The 25,302-nt window shown below is 71.7% G+C and carries 21 protein-coding genes; 6 read left to right on the top strand and 15 right to left on the bottom strand.

Features of this window, described 5'->3' with window-relative positions:
* Positions 1 to 17: 17 nt before the first annotated feature.
* Positions 18 to 2,738, bottom strand: coding sequence for a phosphoenolpyruvate carboxylase (gene ppc / locus ACFZCY_RS11020; protein ID WP_391171182.1), 2,721 nt, complete (start codon positions 2,736 to 2,738; stop codon positions 18 to 20).
* Between the two features lie 246 nt (positions 2,739 to 2,984).
* Between ppc and ACFZCY_RS11025 the strand changes: the two genes are divergently transcribed.
* Positions 2,985 to 3,965, top strand: a complete 981-nt coding sequence (locus ACFZCY_RS11025) for a fatty acid desaturase (protein ID WP_391171184.1) — start codon at positions 2,985 to 2,987, stop codon at positions 3,963 to 3,965.
* Positions 3,962 to 4,672: a TetR/AcrR family transcriptional regulator gene (locus tag ACFZCY_RS11030; protein WP_361487222.1), complete on the top strand. Its 711-nt coding sequence runs from the start codon at positions 3,962 to 3,964 to the stop codon at positions 4,670 to 4,672. The genes ACFZCY_RS11025 and ACFZCY_RS11030 overlap by 4 nt, the downstream gene beginning before the upstream one ends.
* 7 nt (positions 4,673 to 4,679) lie before the next feature.
* On the opposite strand, the gene ACFZCY_RS11035 is transcribed toward ACFZCY_RS11030, so the two are convergent.
* A complete protein-coding gene (locus tag ACFZCY_RS11035) occupies positions 4,680 to 5,501 on the bottom strand; it encodes a trans-aconitate 2-methyltransferase (protein ID WP_391171187.1) in 822 nt (273 codons plus the stop codon).
* Positions 5,502 to 5,611: 110 nt separating this feature from the next.
* Between ACFZCY_RS11035 and ACFZCY_RS11040 the strand changes: the two genes are divergently transcribed.
* A complete protein-coding gene (locus ACFZCY_RS11040; RefSeq protein ID WP_009715516.1) occupies positions 5,612 to 6,109 on the top strand; it encodes a MarR family winged helix-turn-helix transcriptional regulator in 498 nt (165 codons plus the stop codon).
* On the opposite strand, the gene ACFZCY_RS11045 is transcribed toward ACFZCY_RS11040, so the two are convergent.
* The 4 genes from ACFZCY_RS11045 to galT all read right to left on the bottom strand — a co-directional run bounded on the left by ACFZCY_RS11045 (position 6,068) and on the right by galT (position 10,508).
* The gene (locus ACFZCY_RS11045) at positions 6,068 to 6,880 is read right to left on the bottom strand and encodes a LuxR C-terminal-related transcriptional regulator (RefSeq protein ID WP_391171189.1); all 813 of its coding nucleotides are present in this window, start codon (positions 6,878 to 6,880) and stop codon (positions 6,068 to 6,070) included. The two genes, ACFZCY_RS11040 and ACFZCY_RS11045, sit on opposite strands and share 42 nt — an antisense overlap.
* 362 nt (positions 6,881 to 7,242) lie before the next feature.
* Positions 7,243 to 8,439: a galactokinase gene (gene galK, locus ACFZCY_RS11050; RefSeq protein ID WP_391171191.1), complete on the bottom strand. Its 1,197-nt coding sequence runs from the start codon at positions 8,437 to 8,439 to the stop codon at positions 7,243 to 7,245.
* Positions 8,440 to 8,496: 57 nt separating this feature from the next.
* Complete coding sequence (gene galE / locus ACFZCY_RS11055) at positions 8,497 to 9,468, bottom strand: UDP-glucose 4-epimerase GalE (protein WP_391171193.1); 972 nt, start codon at positions 9,466 to 9,468, stop codon at positions 8,497 to 8,499.
* Positions 9,465 to 10,508 carry a galactose-1-phosphate uridylyltransferase gene (gene galT, locus ACFZCY_RS11060; RefSeq protein WP_391171195.1) on the bottom strand — a complete coding sequence of 348 codons (1,044 nt, stop codon included), beginning with the start codon at positions 10,506 to 10,508 and terminating at the stop codon, positions 9,465 to 9,467. The genes galE and galT overlap by 4 nt, the downstream gene beginning before the upstream one ends.
* A 111-nt stretch (positions 10,509 to 10,619) precedes the next feature.
* On the opposite strand from galT, the gene ACFZCY_RS11065 reads away from it, so the two are divergent.
* The gene (locus ACFZCY_RS11065) at positions 10,620 to 12,290 is read left to right on the top strand and encodes a sodium/solute symporter (RefSeq protein ID WP_391171198.1); all 1,671 of its coding nucleotides are present in this window, start codon (positions 10,620 to 10,622) and stop codon (positions 12,288 to 12,290) included.
* A gap of 27 nt (positions 12,291 to 12,317) precedes the next feature.
* Positions 12,318 to 12,635: a hypothetical protein gene (locus ACFZCY_RS11070; RefSeq protein ID WP_391171200.1), complete on the top strand. Its 318-nt coding sequence runs from the start codon at positions 12,318 to 12,320 to the stop codon at positions 12,633 to 12,635.
* A 1-nt stretch (position 12,636) separates the two neighbouring features.
* Here the strand turns inward: ACFZCY_RS11070 and ACFZCY_RS11075 are convergent, their stop codons facing one another.
* From ACFZCY_RS11075 to rsmI, 9 genes are all read right to left on the bottom strand, one after another.
* Positions 12,637 to 13,314, bottom strand: coding sequence for a LuxR C-terminal-related transcriptional regulator (locus ACFZCY_RS11075; protein ID WP_391171202.1), 678 nt, complete (start codon positions 13,312 to 13,314; stop codon positions 12,637 to 12,639).
* A 242-nt stretch (positions 13,315 to 13,556) separates the two neighbouring features.
* Positions 13,557 to 15,338 (bottom strand): hypothetical protein, encoded by a 1,782-nt coding sequence (locus ACFZCY_RS11080; RefSeq protein ID WP_391171204.1) that lies wholly within the window; start codon positions 15,336 to 15,338, stop codon positions 13,557 to 13,559.
* A gap of 222 nt (positions 15,339 to 15,560) precedes the next feature.
* The gene (locus ACFZCY_RS11085) at positions 15,561 to 17,381 is read right to left on the bottom strand and encodes an ATP-binding cassette domain-containing protein (protein WP_391171206.1); all 1,821 of its coding nucleotides are present in this window, start codon (positions 17,379 to 17,381) and stop codon (positions 15,561 to 15,563) included.
* 46 nt (positions 17,382 to 17,427) lie between these two features.
* The gene (locus tag ACFZCY_RS11090; protein WP_391171208.1) at positions 17,428 to 18,354 is read right to left on the bottom strand and encodes a 4-(cytidine 5'-diphospho)-2-C-methyl-D-erythritol kinase; all 927 of its coding nucleotides are present in this window, start codon (positions 18,352 to 18,354) and stop codon (positions 17,428 to 17,430) included.
* Between the two features lie 247 nt (positions 18,355 to 18,601).
* On the bottom strand, positions 18,602 to 19,477 hold the full coding sequence (gene rsmA / locus ACFZCY_RS11095; RefSeq protein WP_391171210.1) for a 16S rRNA (adenine(1518)-N(6)/adenine(1519)-N(6))-dimethyltransferase RsmA: 876 nt from the start codon (positions 19,475 to 19,477) through the stop codon (positions 18,602 to 18,604).
* A gap of 137 nt (positions 19,478 to 19,614) precedes the next feature.
* Positions 19,615 to 20,793 (bottom strand): ubiquitin-like domain-containing protein, encoded by a 1,179-nt coding sequence (locus ACFZCY_RS11100; RefSeq protein WP_391171212.1) that lies wholly within the window; start codon positions 20,791 to 20,793, stop codon positions 19,615 to 19,617.
* Between the two features lie 81 nt (positions 20,794 to 20,874).
* Complete coding sequence (locus tag ACFZCY_RS11105) at positions 20,875 to 21,852, bottom strand: TatD family hydrolase (protein ID WP_391171214.1); 978 nt, start codon at positions 21,850 to 21,852, stop codon at positions 20,875 to 20,877.
* 72 nt (positions 21,853 to 21,924) lie between these two features.
* Positions 21,925 to 22,356 (bottom strand): hypothetical protein, encoded by a 432-nt coding sequence (locus ACFZCY_RS11110; protein WP_391171216.1) that lies wholly within the window; start codon positions 22,354 to 22,356, stop codon positions 21,925 to 21,927.
* 170 nt (positions 22,357 to 22,526) lie between these two features.
* Complete coding sequence (rsmI, locus tag ACFZCY_RS11115; protein ID WP_391171218.1) at positions 22,527 to 23,405, bottom strand: 16S rRNA (cytidine(1402)-2'-O)-methyltransferase; 879 nt, start codon at positions 23,403 to 23,405, stop codon at positions 22,527 to 22,529.
* Positions 23,406 to 23,510: 105 nt separating this feature from the next.
* Between rsmI and ACFZCY_RS11120 the strand changes: the two genes are divergently transcribed.
* Complete coding sequence (locus tag ACFZCY_RS11120; protein ID WP_391171220.1) at positions 23,511 to 25,289, top strand: phospholipid carrier-dependent glycosyltransferase; 1,779 nt, start codon at positions 23,511 to 23,513, stop codon at positions 25,287 to 25,289.
* Positions 25,290 to 25,302 lie beyond the last annotated feature (13 nt).

A 25,302-nucleotide genomic window follows, 5' to 3' on the forward strand; every position in this document is an offset into this window, starting at 1 on the left:
CGTATGTCCGGGCTGTGTCAGCCGGTGTTGCGCAGGCCCGCCGCCACGCCGTTGACGGTGAGCAGCAGGGCCCGGGCGAGCACCGGGTCGGGCTCTTCGCCGCGCTCGCGTGCGGTGCGCTGCCGGTGGAGCAGGCTCACCTGGAGGTAGGAGATCGGGTCGAGGTAGGCGTCCCGGACGTGGAAGGTCTGCTTCAGCACGGGGTCGTGGTCCAGGAGTTCGGTCTCGCCGGTGATCCGCAGCACCTCCCGCACGGTCAGCTCGTGCTCGGCCTGGATGACGTCGAAGACGTGCTTCAGCTCGTCCGGGACCAGGGTGTCGACGTAGTGGCGGGCGATCCGCAGGTCCGTCTTGGCGAGGGTCATCTCGACGTTGGACAGGAAGTTGCGGAAGAAGTGCCAGTGCTGGTGCATCTCGTCCAGCACGCCGTCGAGCCCGGCCTCGCGGGCGGCCTTGAGGCCGGAGCCGACGCCGAACCAGCCGGGGACGATCTGCCGGGACTGGGTCCAGCCGAAGACCCACGGGATGGCCCGCAGCCCGTCGAGGCCCGCGCCGGAGTCGGGGCGGCGGGACGGACGGGAGCCGAGGTGGAGCTCGGCGAGCTGGTCGACGGGGGTCGAGGCGAAGAAGTAGGCGGGCAGGTCGGGGTCGTCCACCAGGGCGCGGTAGGCGCCGTGGGCGGCGTCGGAGACCGTGTCCATCGCCGCGTCCCAGCGGGCGAGTGCCTCGTCCGACTGGCGCGGGGCGGTGTGCAGGGCCGACGCCTGGAGGGTGGCGGCCACCGTCAGCTCCAGGTTCTCGCGGGCGAGCGAGGGGACGAGGTACTTGTCGGAGATGACCTCGCCCTGCTCGGTGACCTTGATCTCGCCTTCGAGGGTGCCCCACGGCTGGGCGAGGATCGCGTCGTGGGTGGGGCCGCCGCCGCGGCCGACGGTGCCGCCGCGGCCGTGGAAGAGGCGCAGCCGTACGCCGTGCCGGTGGGCGACGTCGCGCAGCAGCCGCTGGGCGCGGTGGATCTCCCACTGGGAGGTGGTGATGCCGCCGAACTTGGAGGAGTCGGAGTAGCCGAGCATGACCTCCTGGACGTCGCCGCGCAGCGAGACCAGGCGCCGGTAGGAGGGGTCGGAGAGCATCTCGTCGAGGAGCTGGTCGGCGATCTTCAGCTCGTCGGTGGTCTCCAGCAGCGGCACGATGCCGATCTTGGCCCAGCCGGCGTGCAGGTCGATGAGCCCGGCCTCGCGGGCCAGGACGGCGGCGGCGAAGACGTCGTCGGAGCCGGCGCACATGGAGATGATGTAGGACTCGACGATCTCGGGCCCGAACCGCTCGAAGGACTCGCGGATGGTCTGGAAGACACCGAGGGTCTTGGCCCCGGCGGCGTCGAGCGGCGCCGGGGAGGGCGCGAGCGGGCGGCGGGAGCGCAGCTCCTTGGCGAGGAGCTTGCGCCGGTAGTCGCGCGGCATGTCCGCGTACCGCCAGGATTCCTCGCCGAGGCGGTCGAAGAGCTGGCCGAGGGCGTGGTGGTGGGCGTCGGCGTGCTCGCGTACGTCCATGGTGGCGAGCTGGAGGCCGAAGGCGGCGAGGGTGCGGATGGCGCGTTCGAGACGGCCGTCGGCGATCAGGGCGCCGCGGTGGGCGCGCAGCGAGTCCTGGATGAGCTTCAGGTCGGCCAGCATCTCGGCGGTGCCGAGGTAGTCGCGGCCGGGGGTGTGCGGGGCGTCCTTGGCGAGCCGCTCGCGGGTGTTGACGAGCTTCTGCCGCATGCAGGTGGCCTTGAGCCGGTAGGGCTCCTCGGCGTTCAGCCGCTTGTAGCGCGGGCTGATCTCGGGCAGCAGCTCCAGGTCGCGCTGGAGGGAGGTGAGCAGTTCCTCGGAGGCGTCGGAGTTGCGGATGGAGCTGGAGAGGGCGGCCCGCAGGTCGTCGATGATCTCCAGGGCGTCGCTGATGCCGTGCTCATGCTGGAGGATCAGTACTTCCCAGGTCACCTGGGGGGTGACATTGGGGTTGCCGTCGCGGTCGCCGCCGATCCAGGTGCCGAAGGTGAGGGGGCGGGTGGTGGCGGGCAGCTCGATGCCGACGCGCTCCAGCTCGGCGGTCAGGTCCTCCAGGACGTCGCCGACGGCGTGGGCGTGCAGTTCGTCGAGGTAGTAGACGGCGTTGCGGGCCTCGTCGGCGGGCTCGGGGCGGACGACCCGCAGCTCGTCGGTCTGCCACAGCAGGTCGATGTTCTCGGCGAGCCGCAGGTCGGCGCGGCGGCTCTCGCCGCCGGCGGCGAGGGTGTCCAGCAGTTCGGCGATGCGGCGCAGCTTGTTGAGGACCGTGCGGCGGGCGGCCTCGGTGGGGTGGGCGGTGAAGACGGGGCGGACGCCCAGGTTCTCCACGGTCTGCCGCAGATGGCCGGGGTCGGCGTCCTTGAGCTGGTCGACGGTGCGGGCGAGGATGCCGCCCTCCGCGGCGCGCCGGGTGCTCAGCTCGCGGCCGCGGTGGACCTGCTCGGTGACGTTGGCCAGGTGGAAGTAGGTGGAGAAGGCGCGCACCAGCTTGGCGGCGGTGGGCAGGTCGGTGGCGCCGAGGAGCTCGGCGGCGGCCTCGCCGTCACTGCGGGTGAGGGCACGGACGCGCTCGACGAGATCGAGGAGGTCGGGGCCCTCCTGCCGGACCAGGGTCTCGCCGAGGAGGTCGCCCAGACGGCGGATATCGGCACGCAGGGCGGCGTTGGTGTGGTCGGCACTGCTCACAGGTGCGGGCTCCTTGCAGTGAACGGGGGGTTCCTAGCGGGGTGGAGCCCCGCGCGGCTGGCGCCGCAGGGCCCGCACCCGGTGCTTTCGGCCATGTGCGGACCGCGCTGTCCGACGCCCCCAGGATAGGCGGCACCCCCTCGGGGGATGCCAGAGCCCTCTTGCCCCGGTTCGCCGCCCTGCCATACTTACGTCGCCGTAGGTTACGGATCCGTAGCCCAGCCCCCGAGCCCCACGAGGGATCCCATGACTGCAAGCCCCGACGTGGCCCACGACGCGCCGAAGGCCCAGGAGACCCCGCTTCCCTCCGCCACGCTGGGCGGGGACAGCAAGCGTTCCATCGAACAGATCACCCTGCTGCTGTTCATCACCGTCCCGTTCGTCGCGCTGATCGCGGCGATCCCCCTGGCCTGGGGCTGGGGGGTGAGCTGGCTGGATCTGGCGCTGATGGTGGTCATGTACTACATCGGCTGCCACGGCATCACGATCGGCTTCCACCGCTATTTCACCCATGGCTCGTTCAAGGCGAAGCGGCCGCTGCGGATCGCGCTGGCGATCGCGGGTTCGCTGGCGGTGGAGGGGCCGCTGGTGCGCTGGGTGGCCGATCACCGCAAGCACCACAAGTTCTCCGACGCGGAGGGGGACCCGCATTCGCCGTGGCGGTACGGGGAGACGGTCCCGGCCCTGATGAAGGGGTTGTGGTGGGCACATATCGCCTGGATGTTCGATGAGGAGCAGACGCCGCAGCAGAAGTACGCGCCGGACCTGATCAAGGACAGCGCGGTCCGCAACATCTCCCGCCAGTTCGTGGTGTGGACGGTCGTCTCGCTGCTGCTGCCCGCCGTGATCGGCGGCCTGGCGACCTGGTCCTGGCAGGGGGCCGCGACCGCGTTCTTCTGGGCGTCCCTCGTCCGGGTGGCGCTGCTCCACCATGTGACCTGGTCGATCAACTCAATCTGCCACGCGGTGGGCAAGCGGCCGTTCAAGTCGCGCGACCGGTCCGGGAACGTGTGGTGGCTCGCGGTGCTCTCGTGCGGCGAGTCCTGGCACAACCTGCACCACGCCGATCCGACGTGCGCCCGGCACGGGGTGATGAAGGGCCAGCTGGACTCCAGCGCCCGCATCATCCGCTGGTTCGAGAAGCTGGGCTGGGCATACGACGTCCGGTGGCCGAGCCCGGACCGTATCGACTCCCGCCGTAAAGAGGCCCCCGCCGAAGCGGCATGATAGAGGGCGTGGAGACCGACAGTAATACCAGCGGCAGCAAGGACCGGACGGCCCGGGCCGTCCGGTCCTCCGGATCCGGCCCCCGACGGCCCCGCAGGGTGCGGATGACCGGCAAGGAGCGCCGGGAGCAGCTGCTGGACATCGGTCGGGCGCTCTTCGCCGAACGGGGCTTCGAGGGCACCTCGGTGGAGGAGATCGCGGCGAAGGCCGGGGTGTCCAAGCCGGTGGTGTACGAGCACTTCGGCGGCAAGGAGGGGCTGTACGCGGTCGTGGTGGACCGGGAGATGCGGCGGATGCTGGACATGGTGACCACGTCGCTGACCGCGGGCCATCCGCGCGAGCTGTGCGAGCAGGCCACGTTCGCCCTCCTGGACTACATCGAGGAGTACACGGACGGCTTCCGGATCCTGGTCCGCGACTCCCCCGTCGCCCAGTCGACGGGCACCTTCGCCTCACTGATCAGCGATATCGCCACCCAGGTGGAGGACATCCTGGGCCTGGAGTTCAAGGCCCGCGGCTTCGACGCCAAGCTCGCCCCGCTGTACGCCCAGGCCCTGGTGGGGATGGTGGCGCTGACCGGCCAGTGGTGGCTGGACGTCCGCAAGCCGAAGAAGTCCGAGGTGGCGGCGCATCTGGTGAACCTGGCCTGGCACGGTCTGGACGGTCTGGAGCAGAAGCCGCGGCTGATAGGCCACCGCAAGGCGTGAGTGCGCTTTACGCCTTCTTCGTCGCCACGGCGAAGATGCGGCGGAACGGGAAGGCCGTGCCGTACGGGGCCGAGGGGTAGGCCTCGCGGAGCAGGGCGGCGTATTCGCCGAGGAAGCGGTCGCGGGCGGCCGGGTCGTCGGCGAGGGCGGTGAGGACCGGGCGCAGGGCGGTGCCCTTGGTCCAGTCGAGGACGGGGTCGGGGCCGGTGAGGATCTGCAGGTAGGTGGTCTCCCAGGCGTCGACCTCGCAGCCCAGCGCGGTGAGCCGGTCGAGGTAGTCGAGGGGTTCCAGGGCGGAGGCGGGGCTGCGCGGGGCGTCGGCGAGGCGGTCGCGCCAGTGCGGGGCGGCGCACAGGTCGCGCAGCAGGGTGTGGCTGGGGGCGCCGAAGTTGCCGGGGAGCTGGAAGGCGAGGGTGCCGCCGGGGCGCAGGGCGGCGAGCCAGGCGGGGAAGGCGTCGGCGTGGCCCGGCATCCACTGGAGCGCGGCGTTGGACACGATCAGGTCGTACGGCTCGTCGGGCTCCCAATGCAGGGCGTCGACGGTACGGAAGTCGAGGCGGCCGCCGCCGGTGGTGGGGCCGGCGAGGGGCTGGGCCTCGGCGAGCATCTCGGCGGAGCTGTCGAGGCCGGTGATGTGGGCGTCGGGCCAGCGGTCGAAGAGCAGGACGGTGACGTTGCCGGGGCCGCAGCCGAGGTCGGCGATGCGGGGCGGGCGGCCGGGTTCCACGGGAAGCGCGGGGATCCGGTCGATGAGATCGCGGAACGGGCGGGCGCGGTGGCCGGAGTGGCGGAGATACTGGGCCGGGTCCCAGTTGGGTGACGTACGCATGGCGGAATCCCTTGAGCGGGTACGGTCGGTACGAGCAGGCCTTACCGTCCTCCAGATTCTCTCTTGATGTCAAGAGACTTCATGTCGACAGACCTACTACACTGATCGTCATGGACGACGAGGTCGATCGACTGGTGGCGGCATGGCGTCGGGAGCGGCCCGACCTCGATGTCGAACCGCTCGAAGTGCTCAGCCGGGTCAGCCGGCTCGCGCGCCATCTCGACCGGGCGCGGCGGATCGCCTTCAGCGAGCATCAGCTGGAGTCCTGGGAGTTCGATGTGCTGACCTCGCTGCGGCGGGCCGGGACCCCGTACCAGCTCTCCCCCGGCCAGCTGCTGACCCAGACCCTGGTCACCTCGGGCACCATGACCAACCGCATCGACCGGCTGGCGAAGAAGGGCCTGGTCGAGCGGCTGCCCGACCCCAGTGACCGGCGCGGGGTGCTGGTCCGGCTCACCGCGGAGGGGCGCGACCGCGCCGACCAGGCGCTGGCCGGACTGCTGGATCACGAGCGGGCGATCCTGGCCGAGCTGTCCCAGGCGCAGCGCGCCGAACTGGCGGCGCTGCTACGCCAGCTGACCGCCCCGTTCGACAATTTCCCCGGCTAGGTCGACCGGGCCGACGCCCGCCCGGCGGGCCAGCGCCACGGCGGCCAGCGTGGAGTGCACGCCCAGCTTGCCCAGCACGTTCTGCATATGGGTGCGGACGGTGTGCGGGGACAGGAACAGCCGCTCGGCCACCGCCTTGCGGCCGAGCCCGGCCACCATGCAGCGCAGCACCTCCCGCTCACGCGGCGTCAGCGATTCGACCAGCCGCTCGCTCTCGGTGCGGTGCTTACGGGCCGCCGTCAGCTCCCGCAGCACGCCGGTGAGCAGCGCGGGCGGCAGATGCGTCTCGTCGCGCAGCACCCCCCGGATCACGGCGAGCAGACGGACCAGCGAACAGTCCTTGGCCACCCAGCCGGACGCCCCGGCCTGGAGGGCCGCCGCGGCCCGGCGCGGATCGTCGCGCTCGGCCAGCACCACGGTACGCACCCCCGGCTGGGCGGTGCGCACGCCGCCGACCAGCGCTATGCCGTCCGCCGACCGCCCGTTGACGGCGCGCGGCGGGCCCGCGCCCAAGGCTCCGCCATGGGCCGCCTCGACCGGCGCGGGCTGCGGGGCGTGGATCGGCTCCCCGGCCAGCGAGCCCAGATCGGCGTCGATCAGCAGAACGTCGAAGCGTCGCCCCTCGGCCACTCCGCGCTCCAGACAGCGCAGCGCCGCCGGGCCGCTTCCTGCCGCCGCCACGTCCACGTCCTGTTCCGCCGCGAGGGCGGCGGCCAGTGACTCGGCGAAAATGCGATGGTCGTCGACCACCAGAACCCGAATACGTGCCACGGAACCCCCCACGTCGCCGGATACACCCGGATACCCCGAGAACCAGTACGGGTACGGCGCCCGGGAAGGGATCACCGCAACCGCACGGCCGCCGCCGTGCTGAGATCGCTACCCCACCCCGGGCGTCGTACCTGACTGTCTCGCCCCCTGATACACGTCGGCCCCCACCGACGCTGTACTCAGCGTACGACCGGGCTCCGGCATCCGGAGCGAATGAGCGAAACTGCCCGGCCTCGCCTGTTTACGGTGGTCTTTGTGTTCGGTCTTGGGGAGTAAGCAGGCCAAGAACGGCGAAATCTGATCGGTCAACGGCCGAAGGCAGCGAGACCCCGGGGCCGGGAGGGAAGAGAAGCCCCGGCCTCCTACAGCCGCCGGGCGCCCGCGCTCGGGACCGCCGGGAAGATCCGCGGGGCCCGGTGTCCGGCGGCGGCGAAGGCCTCGGTGACCGCCTTGGCCACCGCGTCCGCGTCCGCCACCTCGACCAGCACGATCGCCGAGCCACCGAAGCCACCGCCGGTCATCCGCGCACCGAGCGCGCCCGCCGTGTTCGCCGACTCCACCACGAGGTCCAGCTCGGCGCAGGAGATCTCGAAGTCATCGCGGCACGAGGCGTGTCCGGCGGTCAGGATCGGGCCGATGGACCGGGTGTCGCCCGCGTCCAGCCGCTCGATGACCTCCCGCACCCGCTGGTTCTCGGTCACCACATGGCGCACCCGGCGGCGCACGGTGTCGTCCTCGCCCAGGTCGGCGAGGGTGGTGAGGGTGGTGAGGGTCGCGTCCAGGGTCTCGAACGACACCTCGCGCAGCGCGGGCACGCCGAGCGCCCGCGCGGCCGACTCGCACGCGGCGCGCCGGTTGGCGTACGCGCCGTCGCCCAGCTCGTGCTTGACCCGGGTGTCCACCACCAGCAGCCGCAGCCCCTCCGCCGCGAGGTCGAACGGCACCTGCCGCTGGGTGAGGTCGCGGGCGTCGAGGAAGAGCGCATGGCCCTCGGTGCAGCAGGCGGAGGCCATCTGGTCCATGATCCCGCAGGGCACGCCGACGAACTGGTTCTCCGCGCGCTGGCACAGTTGGGCGACACGCTGCGGGGTGAGCTCCAGCCCGTACAGCTCGCTGAGCGCGGTGGCGGTCACCACCTCCAGCGCGGCGGACGAGGACAGCCCGGCGCCGGTGGGCACCGTGGACGCGAAGTGCAGGTCCGCCCCGCCGGCCGCCGCGCCGGAGAGCAGCCCCTCCTCGCGCAGCGCCCACACCACGCCCGCCGGGTAGGCCGCCCAGCCGCCGCGGTCGCCGCCGGTGCCGCCCGCGGCGACCGGGGTCAGCTCCTCGACGCGCAGCTCGACGGCCCCGCCCGGGGCGTCCCCGGAGTGGACGCGCAGCACTCCGTCGGTGCGCGGCGAGACGGCCGCCAGGCAGGTGTGCGGCAGGGCGAGCGGCATCACGAAGCCGTCGTTGTAGTCGGTGTGCTCACCGATCAGGTTGACCCTGCCCGGCGCCGCCCACACGCCCACCGGATCGGTCCCGTAGACCTCCCGGAACCCCGCCGTCACGTCGCTCACTCGCTGTCCCCTGTCCTTGTGTTCCGTCCGCGGCCGGGCGGCCGCGCGTTCCGCCGCTCAGTGCGTGCGCTGCGCGAACTTCCACGCGTCCGCGACGATGCCCTTCAGGTCGGCGCGGCTCGGCCGCCAGCCCAGGCGCTCCTTGGCGCGCTCGGCCGAGGCCACCAGCACGGCCGGGTCGCCGCCCCGGCGGTCGGCGACGACCTCGGGGATCGGATGGCCGGTGACCTGGCGCACGGTCTCGATGACCTCGCGGACGGAGAAGCCGTTGCCGTTGCCGAGGTTGCAGATCAGGTGCTCACCGGCGGCCGCCGCGCCCAGCGCCAGCAGATGGGCGTCGGCCAGGTCGGCGACGTGGATGTAGTCGCGTACGCAGGTGCCGTCGGGGGTCGGGTAGTCGTCACCGAAGACCGAGATCGCCTCGCGGCGGCCCTGCGCGACCTGGAGCACCAGCGGGATCAGGTGCGACTCGGGGTCGTGGCGCTCGCCGTACGCCCCGTAGGCGCCCGCGACGTTGAAGTACCGCAGGGAGACCGCGGCCAGGCCGTGCGCGGCGCACTCCCCGCTGATCATGTGGTCGACGGCGAGCTTGGTGGCGCCGTACGGATTGGTCGGCGCGGTCGCGGCGTCCTCGGTGATCGGGACCTCGTCCGGTTCGCCGTAGGTGGCGGCGGTGGAGGAGAACACGAGGGTGCGGACCCCGGCGTCCCGCATCGCCGCGAGCAGTTCGGTGGTCCCGCCGACGTTGTTGACCCAGTACTTCTCCGGGTTGACGACGGACTCGCCGACCTGCGAGGACGCCGCGAAGTGCAGCACACCGTCGTACGAGGCGTCGAGCCACTTGGCCGCGTCCTGGATACGGCCCTCGATGAACTCCGCGCCCTCGGGAACGCCCTCGCGGTGCCCGGTGGACAGGTCGTCCAGGACCGTCACCCGGTGCCCGGCCTCCAGCAGATGCGCGGCGACCACGCTGCCGACATAACCGGCACCGCCCGTGACCAGGTACTTCTTCTGCTGCGCATCACTCACTTGCTCGCTACCTCTCGCAGTCGCTCGGCCGCGGCCTCCGGCGGCACATCATTGATGAACACATTCATGCCGGATTCGGAACCCGCGAGAAACTTCAGCTTGCCGGAAGTGCGGCGGATGGTGAAAAGCTCGAGGTGAAGCGCGAAATCGTCGCGGTTGTCCGCCGTGAACGGCGCCTGGTGCCAGGCGGCGATGTACGGCGTCGGCGGCTCACCCTCCCCGAAAATCCGGTCGAAGCGCTTCAAGAGTTCCAGATACATCTGTGGAAACTCTGTGCGCGCGTCATCGTCCAGCGCGGTCAGGTCCGGGACCCGGCGCTTGGGGTAGAGGTGCACCTCGTACGGCCAGTGCGCGGCGTACGGGACGAAGGCGGTCCAGTGCTCGCCGTCGAGCACGATGCGCCGTCCGTCGGACCGCTCATCGGCGACCACATCATCGAACAGATTCCGACCGGTGCGCTCACGGTGCTCGGCGAGGGAGCGGAGCATCAGCCGGGTACGCGGCGTCGGGAAGGGATACCCGTAGATCTGGCCGTGCGGATGGCCGAGGGTGACGCCGATCTCCCTGCCCCGGTTCTCGAAGCAGAACACCTGCTCGACGGAGGGGAGTTGGGCCAGCTCGGCGGTCCGGTCGGTCCAGGCGTCGAGCACCAGGGCGGCCTGTTCGGCGGTGAGATCGGCGAAGGAGGCGTCGTGGTCGGAGGTGAAGCACACGACCTCGCACCGCCCCGCGTCACCGGCCAGCGAGGGGAAGCGGTTCTCGAAGACGGCGACGTCGTAGTCGGAGGCGGGGATCTCGCTGAGCCGCCCGTCGCGCGAGGGGCACAGCGGGCATTCGTCGGCCGGCGGGAGGTAGGTGCGCCCCTGGCGGTGGGAGGCGACGGCCACGTCGTCGCCGAGGAGGCGGTCGTGGCGGACCTCGGAGCGGGTCGATATGGGGTCGAGCGGCCGCTGGTCGACGGCGTCGCGCACCGCGTCGTCGCGCGCGTCGTAGTAGATCAGCTCGCGTCCGTCCGCGAGCCGCGTCGCCGTCTTCTTCACGTCCGCCAGCTCCTGTCCGCCTCACCCAACACAACTAAACATAATGAACCACAAGTCAACAGTGACGTCAATGCACCAGGAAGGCGTCCGAATAGAGCAGGATTGTGATTTATGCACCTTCTGGCAGCAGGTCTACGGCTCCCCACCAATGCCCTCGACTACACGATCCTGATCCTGTACTTCGCCGTCGTCCTCGGCGTCGGATTCGCCGCCAGACGCAGTGTGAAGACCAGCCTGGACTTCTTTCTCTCCGGCCGGTCACTGCCCGCGTGGGTCACCGGCCTCGCCTTCGTCGCCGCCAACCTGGGCGCCCTGGAGATCCTGGGAATGGCGGCCAACGGCGCCCAGTACGGCGTCTACACCGTGCACTGGTACTGGGTCGGCGCCATTCCGGCCATGGTCTTCCTCGGCCTGGTCATGATGCCGTTCTACTACGGCTCCAAGGTCAGGTCGGTGCCCGAATTCCTGCTGCACCGCTACGGGCCGTCCTCGCATCTGCTCAGCTCGATCATCTTCTCCGTGGCGTCCGTGCTGATCGCGGGCGTCAACCTCTACGCGATGGCCATCGTCGTCGAGGCGCTGCTCGGCTGGCCGCAGTGGGTGGCCATCGTCGTCGCCGGGCTGTTCGTGCTCGCGTACATCACCCTGGGCGGGCTCTCCTCGGCGATCTACAACGAGGTGCTGCAGTTCTTCGTCATCCTCGCCGCGCTCATCCCGCTCACCGTCGTCGGCCTCAGGCGGGTCGGCGGCTTCGGCGGGCTCAAGGACTCCCTCGAAGCGTCCCACGGCCCGAACTTCACCTCCGCCTGGGGCGGCACCGGCATCGGCTCGGACAACCCGCTGGGCGCCAACTGGCTGACCATCGTGCTCGGCCTCGGCTTCTGCCTGAGCTTCGGCTACTGGACGACCAACTTCGCCGAGGTGCAGCGCGCGCTGTCCGCCAAGAACCTCTCGGCCGCCCAGCGCACCCCGCTGATCGCCGCCTTCCCCAAGATGTTCATCCCGCTGATCGTGGTGGTCCCGGGGCTCATCGCCCTGGTCATCGCGCCGAAGATCGGCTCCACCAAGAGCGGTCTGCAGTACAACGACGCGATCCCGCTGCTGATGAGCGAACTGCTGCCCAACGGCGTGCTGGGCGTGGCGGTGACCGGGCTGCTCGCCGCCTTCATGGCGGGCATGGCGGCCAACGTCTCGTCCTTCAACACGGTCTTCACCAACGACATCTGGCGGGCGTACATCAGAAAGGGCCGCGTGGACGAGTACTACCTGCTGACGGGGCGGGTGGTGACCGCGATCGGCGTCCTGGCCGGGATGGGGACGGCGTTCATCGCGTCCTCGTTCAGCAACATCATGAACTACCTGCAGACCCTGTTCTCGTTCTTCAACGTGCCGCTGTTCTGCGTCTTCATCATCGGCATGTTCTGGCGGCGGGCCACCGCCCCGGCCGGGTTCTGGGGGCTGCTCTCCGGCACCGTCGCCGCGATGATCAACTACTTCTGGTTCTACAAGGAGGGCGTCATCTCCATCCCCAGCGACCAGGGCGCCAACTTCGTCTCCGCCATCGTGGCGTTCGTGGTCGGCGGGGTGGTGATGGTCGCGATCACCCCGTTCACCAAGCCCAAGCCGGAGCAGTCGCTGGCCGGTCTGGTCTACGGAACCACCGCCCCCGGCCTGGCCGAACCCGCGGCGCCGGGCGACGAGGCCTGGTACCGGCGGCCCGCGCTGCTGGGCTGGAGCGCGATCGTCCTCGCGGCCCTGTGCTACATCCCGTTCTCCCTGTGACCCTCCTGCGGACAAGGAACCCGCGCCATGAGTGACGACTACGAGTACCAGCACGAGGTCGAGGAGCTGGAGGGGAGGTCGGCGACCGCGGCCCGGCTCTTCGACGTGCGGCGCATCATCGGCGGGCTGTTCGTGATCTACGGGATCATCGTCACGATCGCCGGTATCACCGCCTCCGACGCGGACCTGAAAAAGGCCGAGAACATCAACATCAACCTGTGGACGGGCGTGTGCATGCTCGTCCTCGGCCTGCTCTTCCTGCTCTGGATGAAACTCAGGCCGCTGCCCGCCCCGCACCCCGCCCCCGAGCAGGGCCCCGCCCGGCCCGGGGACGCGGAAGAGTGATCTAGGGGGTGCGGCGCGTGGCCGCCCGGTCCAGCAGGCCGGTGCGCGCCGCCAGCGCCGCCGCCTCCAGCCGGGACCCCACGCCGAGCTTCATCAGCACCCGCTGCACATGGGTGCGCGCCGTGCTGGGCGCGATCCCCATGCCCGCGGCGATCAGCCGGGTGTCCTCGCCCTCCGCGACCCGCATGAGGACCTCGACCTCGCGCGGGGTCAGCATGCGCAGCAGCCGGGCCCCCTCGTCGTCCGGCTGGGCCGCGGGGTTCAGCAGCTCCGCGAACGCCCCCTGCAACAGCTGCGGGGCCACCGCCGCCTCGCCCGCGCGCGCCTTCATCATGGCGCGCTCGACGCCCTCGATCCGCTCGTCGTGCCGGACGTAACCGGAGGCGCCCGCGGCGAACGCGGCGGCGATGCCGCGCGGGTTCGGCACCGGGCCGAGCACCACCACAGCGACCTGCGGCCGCTCCTTCTTGATCCGCACGACCGGTTCGAACACGCCCGGATCGGCGGGTGCCGCCGTCCCCAGCAGACACACCTCCGGTGCCCGGCTCACCACCAGCTCCGCCGCTCCCGCGCTCGGCGCGGCCGCGGCGAGCACCCGGTGCCCGCGCAGCTTCAACGCCGAGGCGAGGGCCTCCGCGAGCAGGCGGTGGTCATCGACCACCATGAGTCGCACACCCATGAGTTTCCCCCCTTTGCCCCGGGAAGCTACACGCTTGTTCGACGTCGCGCGCCCCTTACCCGGAAGAAGCCCCCCGGAATGCCGAAATCCCGCCTATCTACGCCTACTTGACATCTGATTGGCGTCCGAAACAGACCGATGTGGCCTGCCTCGGGGGCGGATTCGATCATGGAGAAAAACGGCGGCGGCCCCGCCCGTACGGTGCGTACGGGCGGGGCCGCCGGGGGCGTGCGCCGGTGCGGTCAGCTGCCGCCGAAGATGAGGGCCAGCGGGTCGTCCTTGTCGTACGAGCCGGAGGGCTTGTCGGCGTAGACGGTGCTCATGTACAGCCGCTGGTTGGCGTAGATCATCTCCGAGTAGGTGGGGCTGAACTTCAACTCCATCTCCCCGCTGTCGCCCGGGTTCTGGAGCAGCTTCGCCTTCTCGTACGACTTGGGGTCGATGCGCCAGACCGCGCCGCCCTCGTCGTAGGTGCTCTCCTGGTAGGCGAGCACGAAGCCGTCCTTGTCGAGCCCGAGCGGGGTCATCGCGGCGCGCTTGACGCCGTCCGCCTTGCCGACCGGCTTGCCGGTCGCCAGGCTGAACGCCACGATCTCGTTGGCGGTGGTGGTGCTGTCGTAGCTGTTGCGGTCCTCCGAGCCCAGGAAGAGTGCGTCGGTCGACTTGCTGATGGCGATCTGGCGGCAGCCCTCGACGCTGGTCGAGGGGCATTTGGCCTGGTACTTGCCGTTCTCGGTGCTGATCTTCGCGCGCACCGTACCGGTCTTGGCGCTGTCGTCGATGGACAGGTAGTCCGAGACCCCGGAGCCGGTCGAGTCGCCCGCGTCGACCGCGATCACCAGCGGGTCGGTGGACGCGATGTGCACGTAGTCGATGCCCTGCGACACCTTGTACGCGGACTTCACCGCGCCCGTCTTCGGGTTCAGCGTCTGGACCTGGATCTGCGGGTTGTCGTACTCACCGCACTGGCGCACCGCGACCAGCTTGGTGTCACCGCCGGCGTACCCGCGGTCCTCGCAGTCGTCCTCGGCCTTCGGCTTCCACAGCTCCTTGCCCGCCGTCGACCAGGCCGCGCCGCCGCTGGTGCCGCCCGCGGCGACCGTACCGCCGCCGTAGGTCACCTCGTCGAAGGAGACCTTCTCGTCCCCCTCGCTGATGTCCCGGTGCCAGCGCATCTTGCCGTTCTTCAGGTCCAGCAGCGCGACCTGGTTGCAGCTGGGGTACTTGTCCTCCTTGGAGGGCTTGGCCTCCTGGTAGAGGACCGCCGTCAGACCGTCCTCGGAGACGTGCTCCGAGGACCAGCAGACCGCGCCGGCCAGCGGGATCGACCACTTCGCCGTGCCGCCGTCCAGCGGATAGCCGTCGATCTTGTTGACCCCGGCCTTCACGAACGTGTCGTCGGTGGCCCACATGCCGTCGACCGTGACCTGGTCGTCGACCTTCGGCATCGGGAGCTTGTTGATCAGCCGGGCGTTGACCGTCTTGGGCGCGGGCTTGTTCTTGGTGCCGCCGGTGCCGCCGCCGGTGCTTCCCTGGCTGGTCTGCTTGTCCTTGGCCTGGTCGTCGGTGTCGTCGCCGCCGCTGGTGGCGAACCATATGCCGCCGCCGATGACCAGCGCGACCGCGACCACCGCGCTGACGACGACCGTCATCCGCTGCTTCGACCGGCCGCTGCCGGGGCCGCCGCCCTGGCCCGGGCCGCCCGGGTACTGCGGCTGGGGCGGGTAGCCGTAGCTCTGCTGGCCGTAGGGCTGCTGGCCGAATTGCTGCCCGTACTGCTGCTGGCCGTGCTGCTGCTGGTACGGGTTCGGGATGCCCGCCTGGGTGGGCGCCGCGTGCACCGACTGCCCCGGGTAGCCGTAACCGCCCGCGCCCTGCGGGGGCGTCTGCGGCGGCTGCGGCGGCGGGCCGGGGGGCGGCGGAGGCGCTACGGGCGGCTGCTGCGGATAGCCGTAACTCGGCTCCTGCGGCGCGCCGAAGCCGCCCTGCGGCGGCTGATTCGGCGGCGGAGGCGGCTGTGACATGGGTATTCCTCTGTGCGCGAGCCCATGGACCGACTCGGCCTCCCCCGCTATCCCGGCGGCGTTTGTTGCCAAGGCCCGCCAGGATGGAGTGAATCGGACATGCGACCCGCCGGTGAGCAGCAGGGCAAGGCGGGAGTTCTTTGTATCACCCGGTCATGACAAGCCACGGACCGGTCGCCAACTCATCGAGCAGCTGAGACCGGCCCGTGACGCGACCGTTGCTCACGCGTCGTCGGCGAGTTCCAGCCAGCGCGTCTCCAGTTCGTCGCGCTCCCCCGTCAGTTCCCGCAGCTTGGCGTCCAGCTCTGCGACCCGGGCGAAGTCCGTGGCGTCCTCGGCGATCCGGGCGTGCAGCGTGGACTCCTGCTCGCTGATGCGGTCCAGCCGCCGCTCGATCTTCTGGAGTTCCTTCTTCGCGGCCCGCTGCTCGGCCGCCGACCGCTGCCCGCCGGACGGCGCCTCGGCGGCCTTCTGCTTGCCGGAGCCGGCCTGGGGCGGCGCCGCGGCCAGCGCCCGCTGCCGCCGCTCCAGGTACTCGTCCACCCCGCGCGGCAGCATGCGCAGCGTGGCGTCGCCCAGCAGGGCCTGCACCCGGTCGGTGGTGCGCTCCAGGAAGTACCGGTCGTGGCTGATGACCACGAGCGAGCCCGGCCAGCTGTCGAGGACGTCCTCCAGCTGGGTCAGGGTCTCGATGTCCAGGTCGTTGGTCGGCTCGTCCAGGAACAGCACGTTGGGCTCGTCCATCAGCAGCCGCAGGATCTGCAGCCGGCGCCGCTCACCGCCGGACAGATCGCCGACCGGCGTCCACTGCTTCTCCTTGGTGAAGCCGAACTTCTCGCACAGCTGCGATGCGGTCATCTCCCGGCCCTTGCCCAGGTCGACGCGCTGCCGCACCTGCTCGACGGCCTCCAGGACGCGCAGGTTCCGGTCGAGTTCGGCGACCTCCTGCGACAGATACGCGAGCTTGACGGTCTTGCCGACGACGATCCGGCCGCTGGCGGGCTGCTGTTCGCCCTCGCTGCGCGCCGCCTCGGCGAGCGCGCGCAGCAGCGACGTCTTGCCCGCGCCGTTCACGCCCACCAGGCCGATCCGGTCGCCGGGGCCCAGTTGCCAGGTCAGATGCTTGAGCAGCAGCTTCGGCCCGGCGGTGACGGTCACGTCCTCCAGCTCGAAGACGGTCTTGCCGAGGCGGGAGTTCGCGAACTTCATCAGCTCGGCGTTGTCGCGCGGCGGCGGGACGTCCGCGATCAGCGCGTTCGCCGCCTCGATACGGAAGCGCGGCTTGCTGGTGCGGGCCGGGGCGCCGCGGCGCAGCCAGGCCAGCTCCTTGCGCATCAGGTTCTGCCGCTTGGCCTCCTCGCTGGCGGCGATGCGCTCGCGCTCGGCCCGGGCGAAGACGTAGTCGCTGTAGCCGCCCTCGTACTCGTGCACCGCGCCGCGCTGCACGTCCCACATGCGGGTGCAGACCTGGTCGAGGAACCAGCGGTCGTGGGTGACGACCACCAGCGCCGAGCGGCGGGCCCGCAGATGTCCGGCCAGCCAGGAGATGCCCTCGACGTCGAGGTGGTTGGTCGGCTCGTCCAGGACGATCAGGTCCTGCTCGGCGATCAGCAGCTTGGCGAGCGCGATGCGGCGGCGCTCGCCGCCGGACAGCGGGCCGATGACGGTGTCCAGGCCCTGCGGGAAGGCGGGCAGGTCGAGCCCGCCGAACAGCCCGGTGAGGATGTCCCGGATCTTGGCGTCGCCCGCCCACTCGTGGTCGGCGAGGTCGCCGATCACCTCGTGCCGGACGGTGGCGGCGGGGTCGAGCGAATCGTGCTGGGTGAGCACGCCGAGACGCAGCTCCCCGACGTGGGTGACGCGGCCGTCGTCGGCGGGTTCGAGCTTGGCGAGGATCCGGATGAGCGTGGTCTTCCCGTCCCCGTTCCGGCCGACGACGCCGATCCTGTCCCCCTCGTTGACCCCGAGGGACACGCCGTCCAGCAGCGCACGGGTGCCGTACACCTTGCTGACGGCTTCGACGTTGACCAAGTTGGTGGCCATCACACTCCTGATACGCGGATCGATCGACGTCCCAGGGTAGTCGCGGTCAGGCAGTGGTGACCGTCGCCCCGGGCACCGGGCCGGACGCCGTCCGTACGGTGCGGCAGGTGCGGGAGGCCGCGAGCGCGGTGGCCACGTGCTGGGCGGCCTCCGCGTCCTTCGCCAGGAACGCGCAGGTCGGGCCGGAACCGGACACCAGCGAGGCGAGCGCGCCGGCGTCCGCGCCCGCGCGCAGCGTCTCGGCGAGCGCCGGGCGCAGCGAGAGCGCGGCGGGCTGCAGATCATTGGTCACGGCGGCGGCCAGCGCGGTCGGGTCGCCGGTGCGCAGCGCCGTGAGCAGCGCATCCGAGGGCTCGGGGTCGGGGATCGTCGCGACCGTCGCGCCCGTCCCGGTCTCCTCCCGGAGGCGGTCGCACTCCCGGTAGACGGCCGGAGTGGACAGCCCGCCGTCCGCCACCGCGAACACCCAGTGGAACGTGCCGCCCGTCTCCAGCGGCGTCAGCAGCTCCCCCCGGCCCCGGCCGAGGGCCGCCCCGCCGACCAGGCTGAACGGGACGTCGCTGCCCAGGTCGGCGCAGAGCGCGAGGAGTTCGGTGCGGCTCGTCCGGGTCCCCCACAGCGCGTCGCACGCCAGCAGGGCCCCGGCGGCGTCCGCGCTGCCGCCCGCCATGCCGCCGGCGACGGGGATGCTCTTGGTGATGTGCAGGTGCACGGCCGGCGCCCTGCCGTGACGGGCCGCGAGCGCGAGCGCCGCGCGGGCGGCGAGGTTGGTGTGGTCGGTGGGGACGTGCGCGGCGTCGGCGCCCTCGACGGTGATGCGGAGGGTGTCGGCGGGGGTGGCCGTGACCTCGTCGTGGAGCCCGACGGCGAGGAAGACGTTGGCCAGGTCGTGGAAGCCGTCGGGGCGCAGGCCGCCGACCGCGAGCTGAACGTTGACCTTCGCGGGGACGCGGGCGGTCACGGGGCGGGTCACGGGGCTCCTTGGTGGGGGTTCGGGTGTCGTCTCCGGTGCGGCCCATTGTCCCGCCTACGGCGGACCGCCCCCGCCGCGGGCCGCAGGCGCCTGCGGCGGGCCGTCCCCCACCCCGCCCCAGCCTCTCCGGCGTTTGAGGAGCGGGGGCGTGGGGGCGGAGCCCCCACCCGGGTCCGGGGCGGAGCCCCGGGTCGGGAAGGGGCGGGGTGGGGAAAGGCTCGCCCCGGGTGCCGCTTGCGGCGTGTGGTCAGGTGGTGGGGCGGTGTTCGGCGATCGCGGCGAAGTCCTCCACCGTCAGCGACTCCCCGCGGGCCTGGGGGGAGATGCCCGCCGCCGTCAGGGCTGCTTCGGCGGCGGGGGCCGAGCCCGCCCAGCCGGACAGGGCGGCGCGCAGGGTCTTGCGGCGTTGGGCGAAGGCGGCGTCGACGACGGCGAAGACCTCGTCGCGGGAGGCGGTCGTCGCGAGGGGTTCGGTGCGGCGGGTCAGGGAGACGAGGCCGGAGTCGACGTTGGGGGCGGGCCAGAAGACGCTGCGGCCGATGGCGCCCGCGCGCTTGACGTGCGCGTACCAGGCGGCCTTCACCGAGGGCACGCCGTAGACCTTGGAGCCGGGCGGGGCGGCGAGGCGGTCGGCGACCTCGGACTGCACCATCACCAGGGTGCGCTCGATGGTGGGGAAGCGGGCGAGCATGTGGAGCAGGACCGGGACGGCCACGTTGTACGGGAGGTTCGCGACCAGGGCGGTCGGGGCGGGTCCCGGGAGGTCGGTGATGTGCAGCGCGTCGGAGTGGACGAGCGCGAAGCGGTCGGCCCGCTCGGGCAGCCGGGCGGCCACGGTGGCCGGGAGGGCGGCGGCCAGTACGTCGTCGATCTCGACCGCGGTGACCCGGTCTGCGGCCTCCAGCAGGGCCAGGGTCAGCGAGCCGAGACCGGGGCCGACCTCGACGACGACGTCGTCGGGCCGCACCTCGGCGGTGCGCACGATGCGGCGCACCGTGTTGGCGTCGATGACGAAGTTCTGGCCGCGCTGCTTGGTGGGACGTACGCCGAGGCGGGCCGCGAGGTCGCGGATGTCGGCGGGGCCCAGCAGGGCGTCGGTGGTGCCGGGGTCGGTGGAGCTCACCGGGAAAGCTTACGGCCCGGCCGCCGCGCCGTTCACTGCCGCAGCCTCCACTGCCGCAGCCTTCACTGGCGCAGCCTTCACTGGCGCAGCCTTCACTGGCGCAGCCTTCACTGGCGCAGCCTTCACTGGCGCAGCCTTCACTGGCGCAGCTTCTGGCCGCAGTGCGGCCAGGGGGCGGAGCCGCGCTGGACGTACAGCTTCTTGGCCCGGTAGGTCTGCTCGGCGGGGGGCGCGTCCTGGGGGCTGCCGTGGCCGCCGAGGGCGTGCCAGGTCCGGCGGTCGAGCTGGTAGAGCCCGCCGTAGCGGCCGGAGCTGTCGACCGCGCCGGGGCGGCCGCCGGATTCGCAGTGGGCCATGGCCTGCCAGTTGAGCCGGTCGGCTCCGGCGACGGCGGTGGGCGCGGTCATGGTGCCGACCCGGACGATGCGGGCCACGGGCGCTCGGACGATCTCGGAGCGCAGCTTCCGGGGCGGCTGCCGTACGCCGTTGACGGTGCGCACCCGGTAGACGGTGCGCAGGGTGCCGGGGCGGCCCTCGCGGGCGACGAGCCGGGTGCCCTTGAAGAGGGTGGGGTCGGCGCGCTGGAGCGTGGGGAAGGGGACCGGCGTCAGGCGGGTCTCCCTGCCGCCGGTGATGCGCATGATCTTCACCATCTGGCCGTCGCGCGGGAAGCTGTCCAGCGGGACGGACGTGGTGTCGTGGCCGTGCAGGGTGAGCCGGGCTTCGGTGAGCGCTTCGCCGATGGTGGCGGCGTTGGTGCGGACGGGGTGGGTGCGTCCGTCGGCGCGGAAGGTGACGGTGCGCTCGGTGCGGACGTCGAGGTCCAGCCCCTGCCGGGTGATGGCGGCGGAGCGGGAGGCGGACAGGTGGGCGCCGTCGGCGCGGACGCCGAGTTGGCGCAGCGCTCCGTCGACGGTGTCGGCGGTGGTCCAGACCCGGCGGCGTTCGCCGTCGACGGTGAGGGTGACGGGGCGGCCGTAGCGGACGGCGATCTCGTCGCCGCTGGCGAGGGGTTGGCCGGGGGCGGGGGCGACGATGTCGTGCGGGCTGACGTCGACGTCCTCGTCGGCGAGGAGTTCGGCGACGTCGTCGGCGTAGGTGTGCAGCGTGCGCTCGTGGCCGTCGACGCTGAGCCGTACCGCCTTGTCCTGGGCGACGAAGGCGGAGGTGCCCCCGGCCAGGGCGGCGACCACTAGTGCCTGGGGCAGCAGCCGCCGCACCGGGCCGGTGCGGGCCGGGGGGCGTCCGCGCCGGGCGGCTCGGCGGGCGGCGGCACGGCCGCCCGGGTCGCGGTGGCTGCCCTGCGTACGGCTCACGACAACAACACTCCACGGGTCCACGGTCAGGGGCGCCGCGGACTGTAGCGGAGTGTTCCGTCACTCTCCAAAGCGAGTTGACTACCCTGCGTCCCCAATGGCCGAGGGGGCCGGATAGCCGAAGACGCGCGCGGTGTTGGCCGCCACGGCGGTCGCCAGGGTGTCTTCGGGGACGCCCTTGACGTCGGCCATGGCGCGCAGGGTGAACGGAATCAGATACGGAGCGTTAGGCCGTCCGCGGTAGGGCGCGGGGGTGAGGAAGGGCGCGTCGGTCTCCACGAGGAGGAGGCCGAGGGGGGCGACGGCGAGGGCGTCGCGCAGCGGCTGGGCGTTCTTGAAGGTGACGTTTCCGGCGAACGACATGTAGTAGCCGTGCTCCGCGCACACCTTGGCCATGGCGGCGTCGCCGGAGTAGCAGTGGAAGACGACGGTGTCGGGGGCGCCCTCCTCGGCGAGCACCCGCAGGACGTCGTCGTGGGCCTCCCGGTCGTGGATGACCAGGGCCTTGCCGTGCCGCTTGGCGATGTCGATGTGACGGCGGAAGGAGCGCTCCTGGGCGGCCATGCCGTCGGGGCCGGTGCGGAAGTAGTCGAGGCCGGTTTCGCCGACGCCGCGGACCTGGGGCAGGGCGGCGAGGGTGTCGATCTCGGCGAGGGCCGCGTCGAGGGCTTGGTCGCCGCCGGGTTCCCGGGCGCCCTGCCGGGACCAGCCGTCGGGGTCCCCCAGGACGATGCGGGGTGCCTCGTTGGGATGCAAGGCGACGGTGGCCCAGACGGCGTCGTGGGCGGCGGCGGTCTCGGCCGCCCACCGGGACCCGGCGAGGTCGCATCCCACCTGGACGACGGTCGTCACGCCGACCGAGGCGGCCTTGGCGAGGGCGTCCTCGACGGTTCCCGCCTGCATGTCCAGATGGGTGTGCGAGTCGGCGACCGGGACCCGCAGGGGGTCCGGGAGCGGGGGCGGAGCGTTCTTTTCCTTTTGCCTGCCGATTTGTCCGCCGTTGTTCTTCCCGCTTCCCGTTCCGCCGCTGCCGCCGTGGGTCGATGCTGATTGCGCCATGGGCGTGATTCTATAAATGCCGATGAATGTCGGGTGAATCACACCTGGCCGCTCAGCTGACCCTGACCGGGCTCATTTGCGATGGTGCGAAAAAGGGTGCAGGAGATCCGACAGGTGCCAGTGGTGCCCACGACGCCGCGTGGGGCTCGCGGTGTCCGCGTCGTCGTCCGTCCTCGTCTCCGGTACGGGGCGCGTGCGCCGCGTGCTCTCCAGGACCGACGAGACCTGGCCCGAGCGCATGATGCGCACCAGATGCGCACCGCAGTTGACGCAGTCGGGGCTCGTCAGCGGAGACGGGACGCGATTTCCGCCGGTGAAGTACACGACGAAGGACCGGCCCTCGCCGTCCACGTGGTGTTCGATGTCGTACGACCGTTCCCAGCCGTGCCCGCACTTCATGCAGGCGAAGGCGTAGGCCTCGTGGGCCACCTCGCCGCCGTCCGGGCCCTCGGTGGGACGGGTTATCGGGTGCACGCCGTTCGAGGCTCCCGCTATATCGCTCATGGCAGCTCCTCTTGTCCGCAGGACAAGTCTTCCGGGATTGGTACGTCCCCGCGCTTCTCCTCCAGTGGACGCTTTTCCCGGCGGGATCGCAGCAGGTCTTCCCTCTCTTTGGCGCAGATTTAGCTGTGCACTATCGAAACCGCCCGATCGGCAGGTCTGCCCTTTGCCTTTCAGTGGTGCGCTTTACCTTCGCGTGGCCCGTCCGCGGCCGCGTTCTTTGCCGCCACGACCGCATCGAACACCACCCGTTTGGGTATCCCGGCGGCCTGCGCGACCGCCGCGATGGCCTCCTTGCGGCGCTCACCGGCCGCCTCGCGCACCGCGACCCGGCGGGCCAGCTCGGCGGGACCGGCCTCGTCGGGGCCCGGCTCGGCGGCGCCTTCGACGACGATGGTGATCTCACCCCGTACGCCCTCCGCCGCCCAGGCCGCCAGCTCCTCCAGCGGGCCGCGCCGGACCTCTTCGTACGTCTTGGTCAGCTCCCGGCACACCGCGGCCCGCCGGTCCGCGCCGAACACCTCCGCCATGGCGGCCAGGGTGTCGGCCAGCCGGTGCGGGGCCTCGAAGTAGACCAGGGTGCGGCGCTCGCCGGCGGCCTCGCGCAGCCGTCCCAGCCGCTCCCCCGCCTTGCGCGGCGGGAAGCCCTCGAAGCAGAAGCGGTCCACCGGCAGCCCGGAGACGGCCAGCGCGGTGAGCACGGCGGACGGGCCGGGCACCGCGGTGACCGCGATGCCGCGCTCCACGGCGGCGGCGACCAGCCGGTAGCCGGGGTCGGAGACCGAGGGCATGCCCGCGTCGGTGACCAGCAGCACCCGGGCGCCGCCCGCCAGCGCGTCGACCAGTTCGGGGGTGCGCGCCGACTCGTTGCCCTCGAAGTAGGACACCACCCGGCCGCCCGGCTGGACGTCCAGCGCCTGGGTGAGCCGGCGCAGCCGCCGGGTGTCCTCGGCGGCGATCACATCGGCCGCCACCAGCTCGGCGGCCAGCCGCGGGGGCGCGTCCGCGGTGTCGCCGATGGGGGTCCCTGCGAGTACGAGCGTTCCAGTCACCCGGCCATCCTCGCAGCCCGCCGTTTCCGCCGCGTCGGCCGCCGCTTCCGCGAGACACCACCTGATCCACGCCACACGCACAGGCCGCTTCCCTACGATGGCCCGGTGAGCAGTGACACCGCGACCCACGCCCAGCCGGGCCGAGCCGCCGGCCAGCACCCGCCGGCCTGGCAGCGTCGGCTGCGCCGTTTCGGATACGCGGGCCACTCCCGGCCCGGCGTACGGGAACGGCTCGTCCCGCCCTACCACGCGCCGGGCACCCGGCTGTGGGAGACGCTCGGGGCGACCCCCGCGGTGGCGGCCAGAATCGCCCGCTGGAGCGGCTGGGGCGGGCCGCTGCTGGTCGCGCTCGTCGCCGGGCTGACCCGCTTCTGGCGCCTCGGCAGCCCGGACAACGTCATATTCGACGAGACGTACTACGCCAAGGACGCCTGGTCGATCTGGCAGTTCGGGTACGAGGGCACCTGGCCCAAGACCGCCAACGCCAAGATCCTCGACACGCCGCAGCACATCCCGCTCAGCGACGCCGCGTCCTATGTGGTCCATCCGCCGGTCGGCAAGTGGGTCATCGGCCTTGGCGAGCAGTTCTTCGGGCTGCACCCCTTCGGCTGGCGGTTCATGGTCGCCGTGCTCGGCACCCTGTCGGTGCTGATGCTGTGCCGGATCGGGCGGCGGCTCTTCCGCTCGACGTTCCTCGGCTGCCTGGCGGGCGCGCTGATGGCGGTGGACGGACTGCACTATGTGATGAGCCGCACAGCCCTGCTCGACCTGGTGCTGATGTTCTTCGTGCTGGCCGCCTTCGGCGCCCTGCTCATCGACCGGGACAAGGCCCGGGCCCGGCTCGCGGCCGCGCTTCCGGCCGGCGAGGACGGCTCCGCCCGGCCCGACGCGACGGTCGGCTGGGGCCTCAAGCTGGGCGCGCGGCCGTGGCGGATCGCGGCCGGGGTGCTGCTGGGCCTGGCCATCGGCACCAAGTGGAACGGGCTGTACGTGCTCGCGGCCTTCGGCCTCATGGCCGTCCTGTGGGACGTCGGCGCGCGCCGCACCGCGGGCGCCCCGCGCCCCTACCGGACGGTGCTGCGGCGCGATCTGCCGTGGGCGTTCCTGTCGACGGTGCCTGTGGCGATCGTCACCTACGTCGTCTCCTGGTCGGGCTGGTTCACCGCGAGCGGCAGCTTCAGCCGGGCGCGCGGCTGGCAGCACAGCGGCTACTTCCGCCACTGGTCCGAGTCGCCGAAGCCGGACGGCGGCGGCTACGGCACCGGCGGCGCCTTCGACTGGCTGCTCAACCCGCTGCGCAGCCTGTGGCACTACGAGACCGAGGTCTACAAGTTCCATGTGGGCCTGGACTCGCCGCACGTCTACCAGTCCAACCCGTGGAGCTGGCTGGTCCAGTCCCGGCCGGTCTCGTACTTCTACGAGTCGCCGCGGGCCGGACAGGAGGGCTGCCCCAAGGACGCCGCCGAGAAGTGCGCGCGCGAGGTGCTGGCCCTGGGCACCCCGCTGCTGTGGTGGGCGGCCTGCTTCGCGGTGCTCTACCTGCTGTTCCGGTGGGCGCTGCGGCGCGACTGGCGGGCGGGCGCCGTCCTGGGCGGGATCGCGGCCGGGTATCTGCCGTGGTTCCTCTACCAGGACCGCACGATCTTCTCCTTCTACGCCGTGGTGTTCGTGCCGTTCCTGTGCCTGGCGGTGGCCATGATGGTCGGCGCGATGCTGGGCCCGCCGGGGGCCACCGAGACCCGGCGGGTGGTGGGCGCGGTCGGCGCGGGCGCGCTCGTCCTGCTCATCATCTGGAACTTCATCTACTTCTTCCCGCTGTACACGGGTCAGACCGTGCCGATGGATGCCTGGCGGGCCCGCATGTGGCTGGACACCTGGATCTGACCCCGGCCGCGGC

This window comes from Streptomyces sp. NPDC007983 (assembly GCF_042958345.1).
GTDB lineage: Bacteria > Actinomycetota > Actinomycetes > Streptomycetales > Streptomycetaceae > Streptomyces.

Coding starts and splice junctions, on each gene's coding strand:
- ACFZCY_RS11025 (WP_391171184.1), top strand. CDS start 2,985: ATGACTGCAAGCCCCGACGTGGCCCACGACGCGCCGAAGGCCCAGGAG.
- ACFZCY_RS11030 (WP_361487222.1), top strand. CDS start 3,962: ATGATAGAGGGCGTGGAGACCGACAGTAATACCAGCGGCAGCAAGGAC.
- ACFZCY_RS11035 (WP_391171187.1), bottom strand. CDS start 5,501: ATGCGTACGTCACCCAACTGGGACCCGGCCCAGTATCTCCGCCACTCC.
- ACFZCY_RS11040 (WP_009715516.1), top strand. CDS start 5,612: ATGGACGACGAGGTCGATCGACTGGTGGCGGCATGGCGTCGGGAGCGG.
- ACFZCY_RS11065 (WP_391171198.1), top strand. CDS start 10,620: ATGCACCTTCTGGCAGCAGGTCTACGGCTCCCCACCAATGCCCTCGAC.
- ACFZCY_RS11070 (WP_391171200.1), top strand. CDS start 12,318: ATGAGTGACGACTACGAGTACCAGCACGAGGTCGAGGAGCTGGAGGGG.
- ACFZCY_RS11075 (WP_391171202.1), bottom strand. CDS start 13,314: ATGGGTGTGCGACTCATGGTGGTCGATGACCACCGCCTGCTCGCGGAG.
- ACFZCY_RS11080 (WP_391171204.1), bottom strand. CDS start 15,338: ATGTCACAGCCGCCTCCGCCGCCGAATCAGCCGCCGCAGGGCGGCTTC.
- ACFZCY_RS11085 (WP_391171206.1), bottom strand. CDS start 17,381: ATGGCCACCAACTTGGTCAACGTCGAAGCCGTCAGCAAGGTGTACGGC.
- ACFZCY_RS11105 (WP_391171214.1), bottom strand. CDS start 21,852: ATGGCGCAATCAGCATCGACCCACGGCGGCAGCGGCGGAACGGGAAGC.
- ACFZCY_RS11110 (WP_391171216.1), bottom strand. CDS start 22,356: ATGAGCGATATAGCGGGAGCCTCGAACGGCGTGCACCCGATAACCCGT.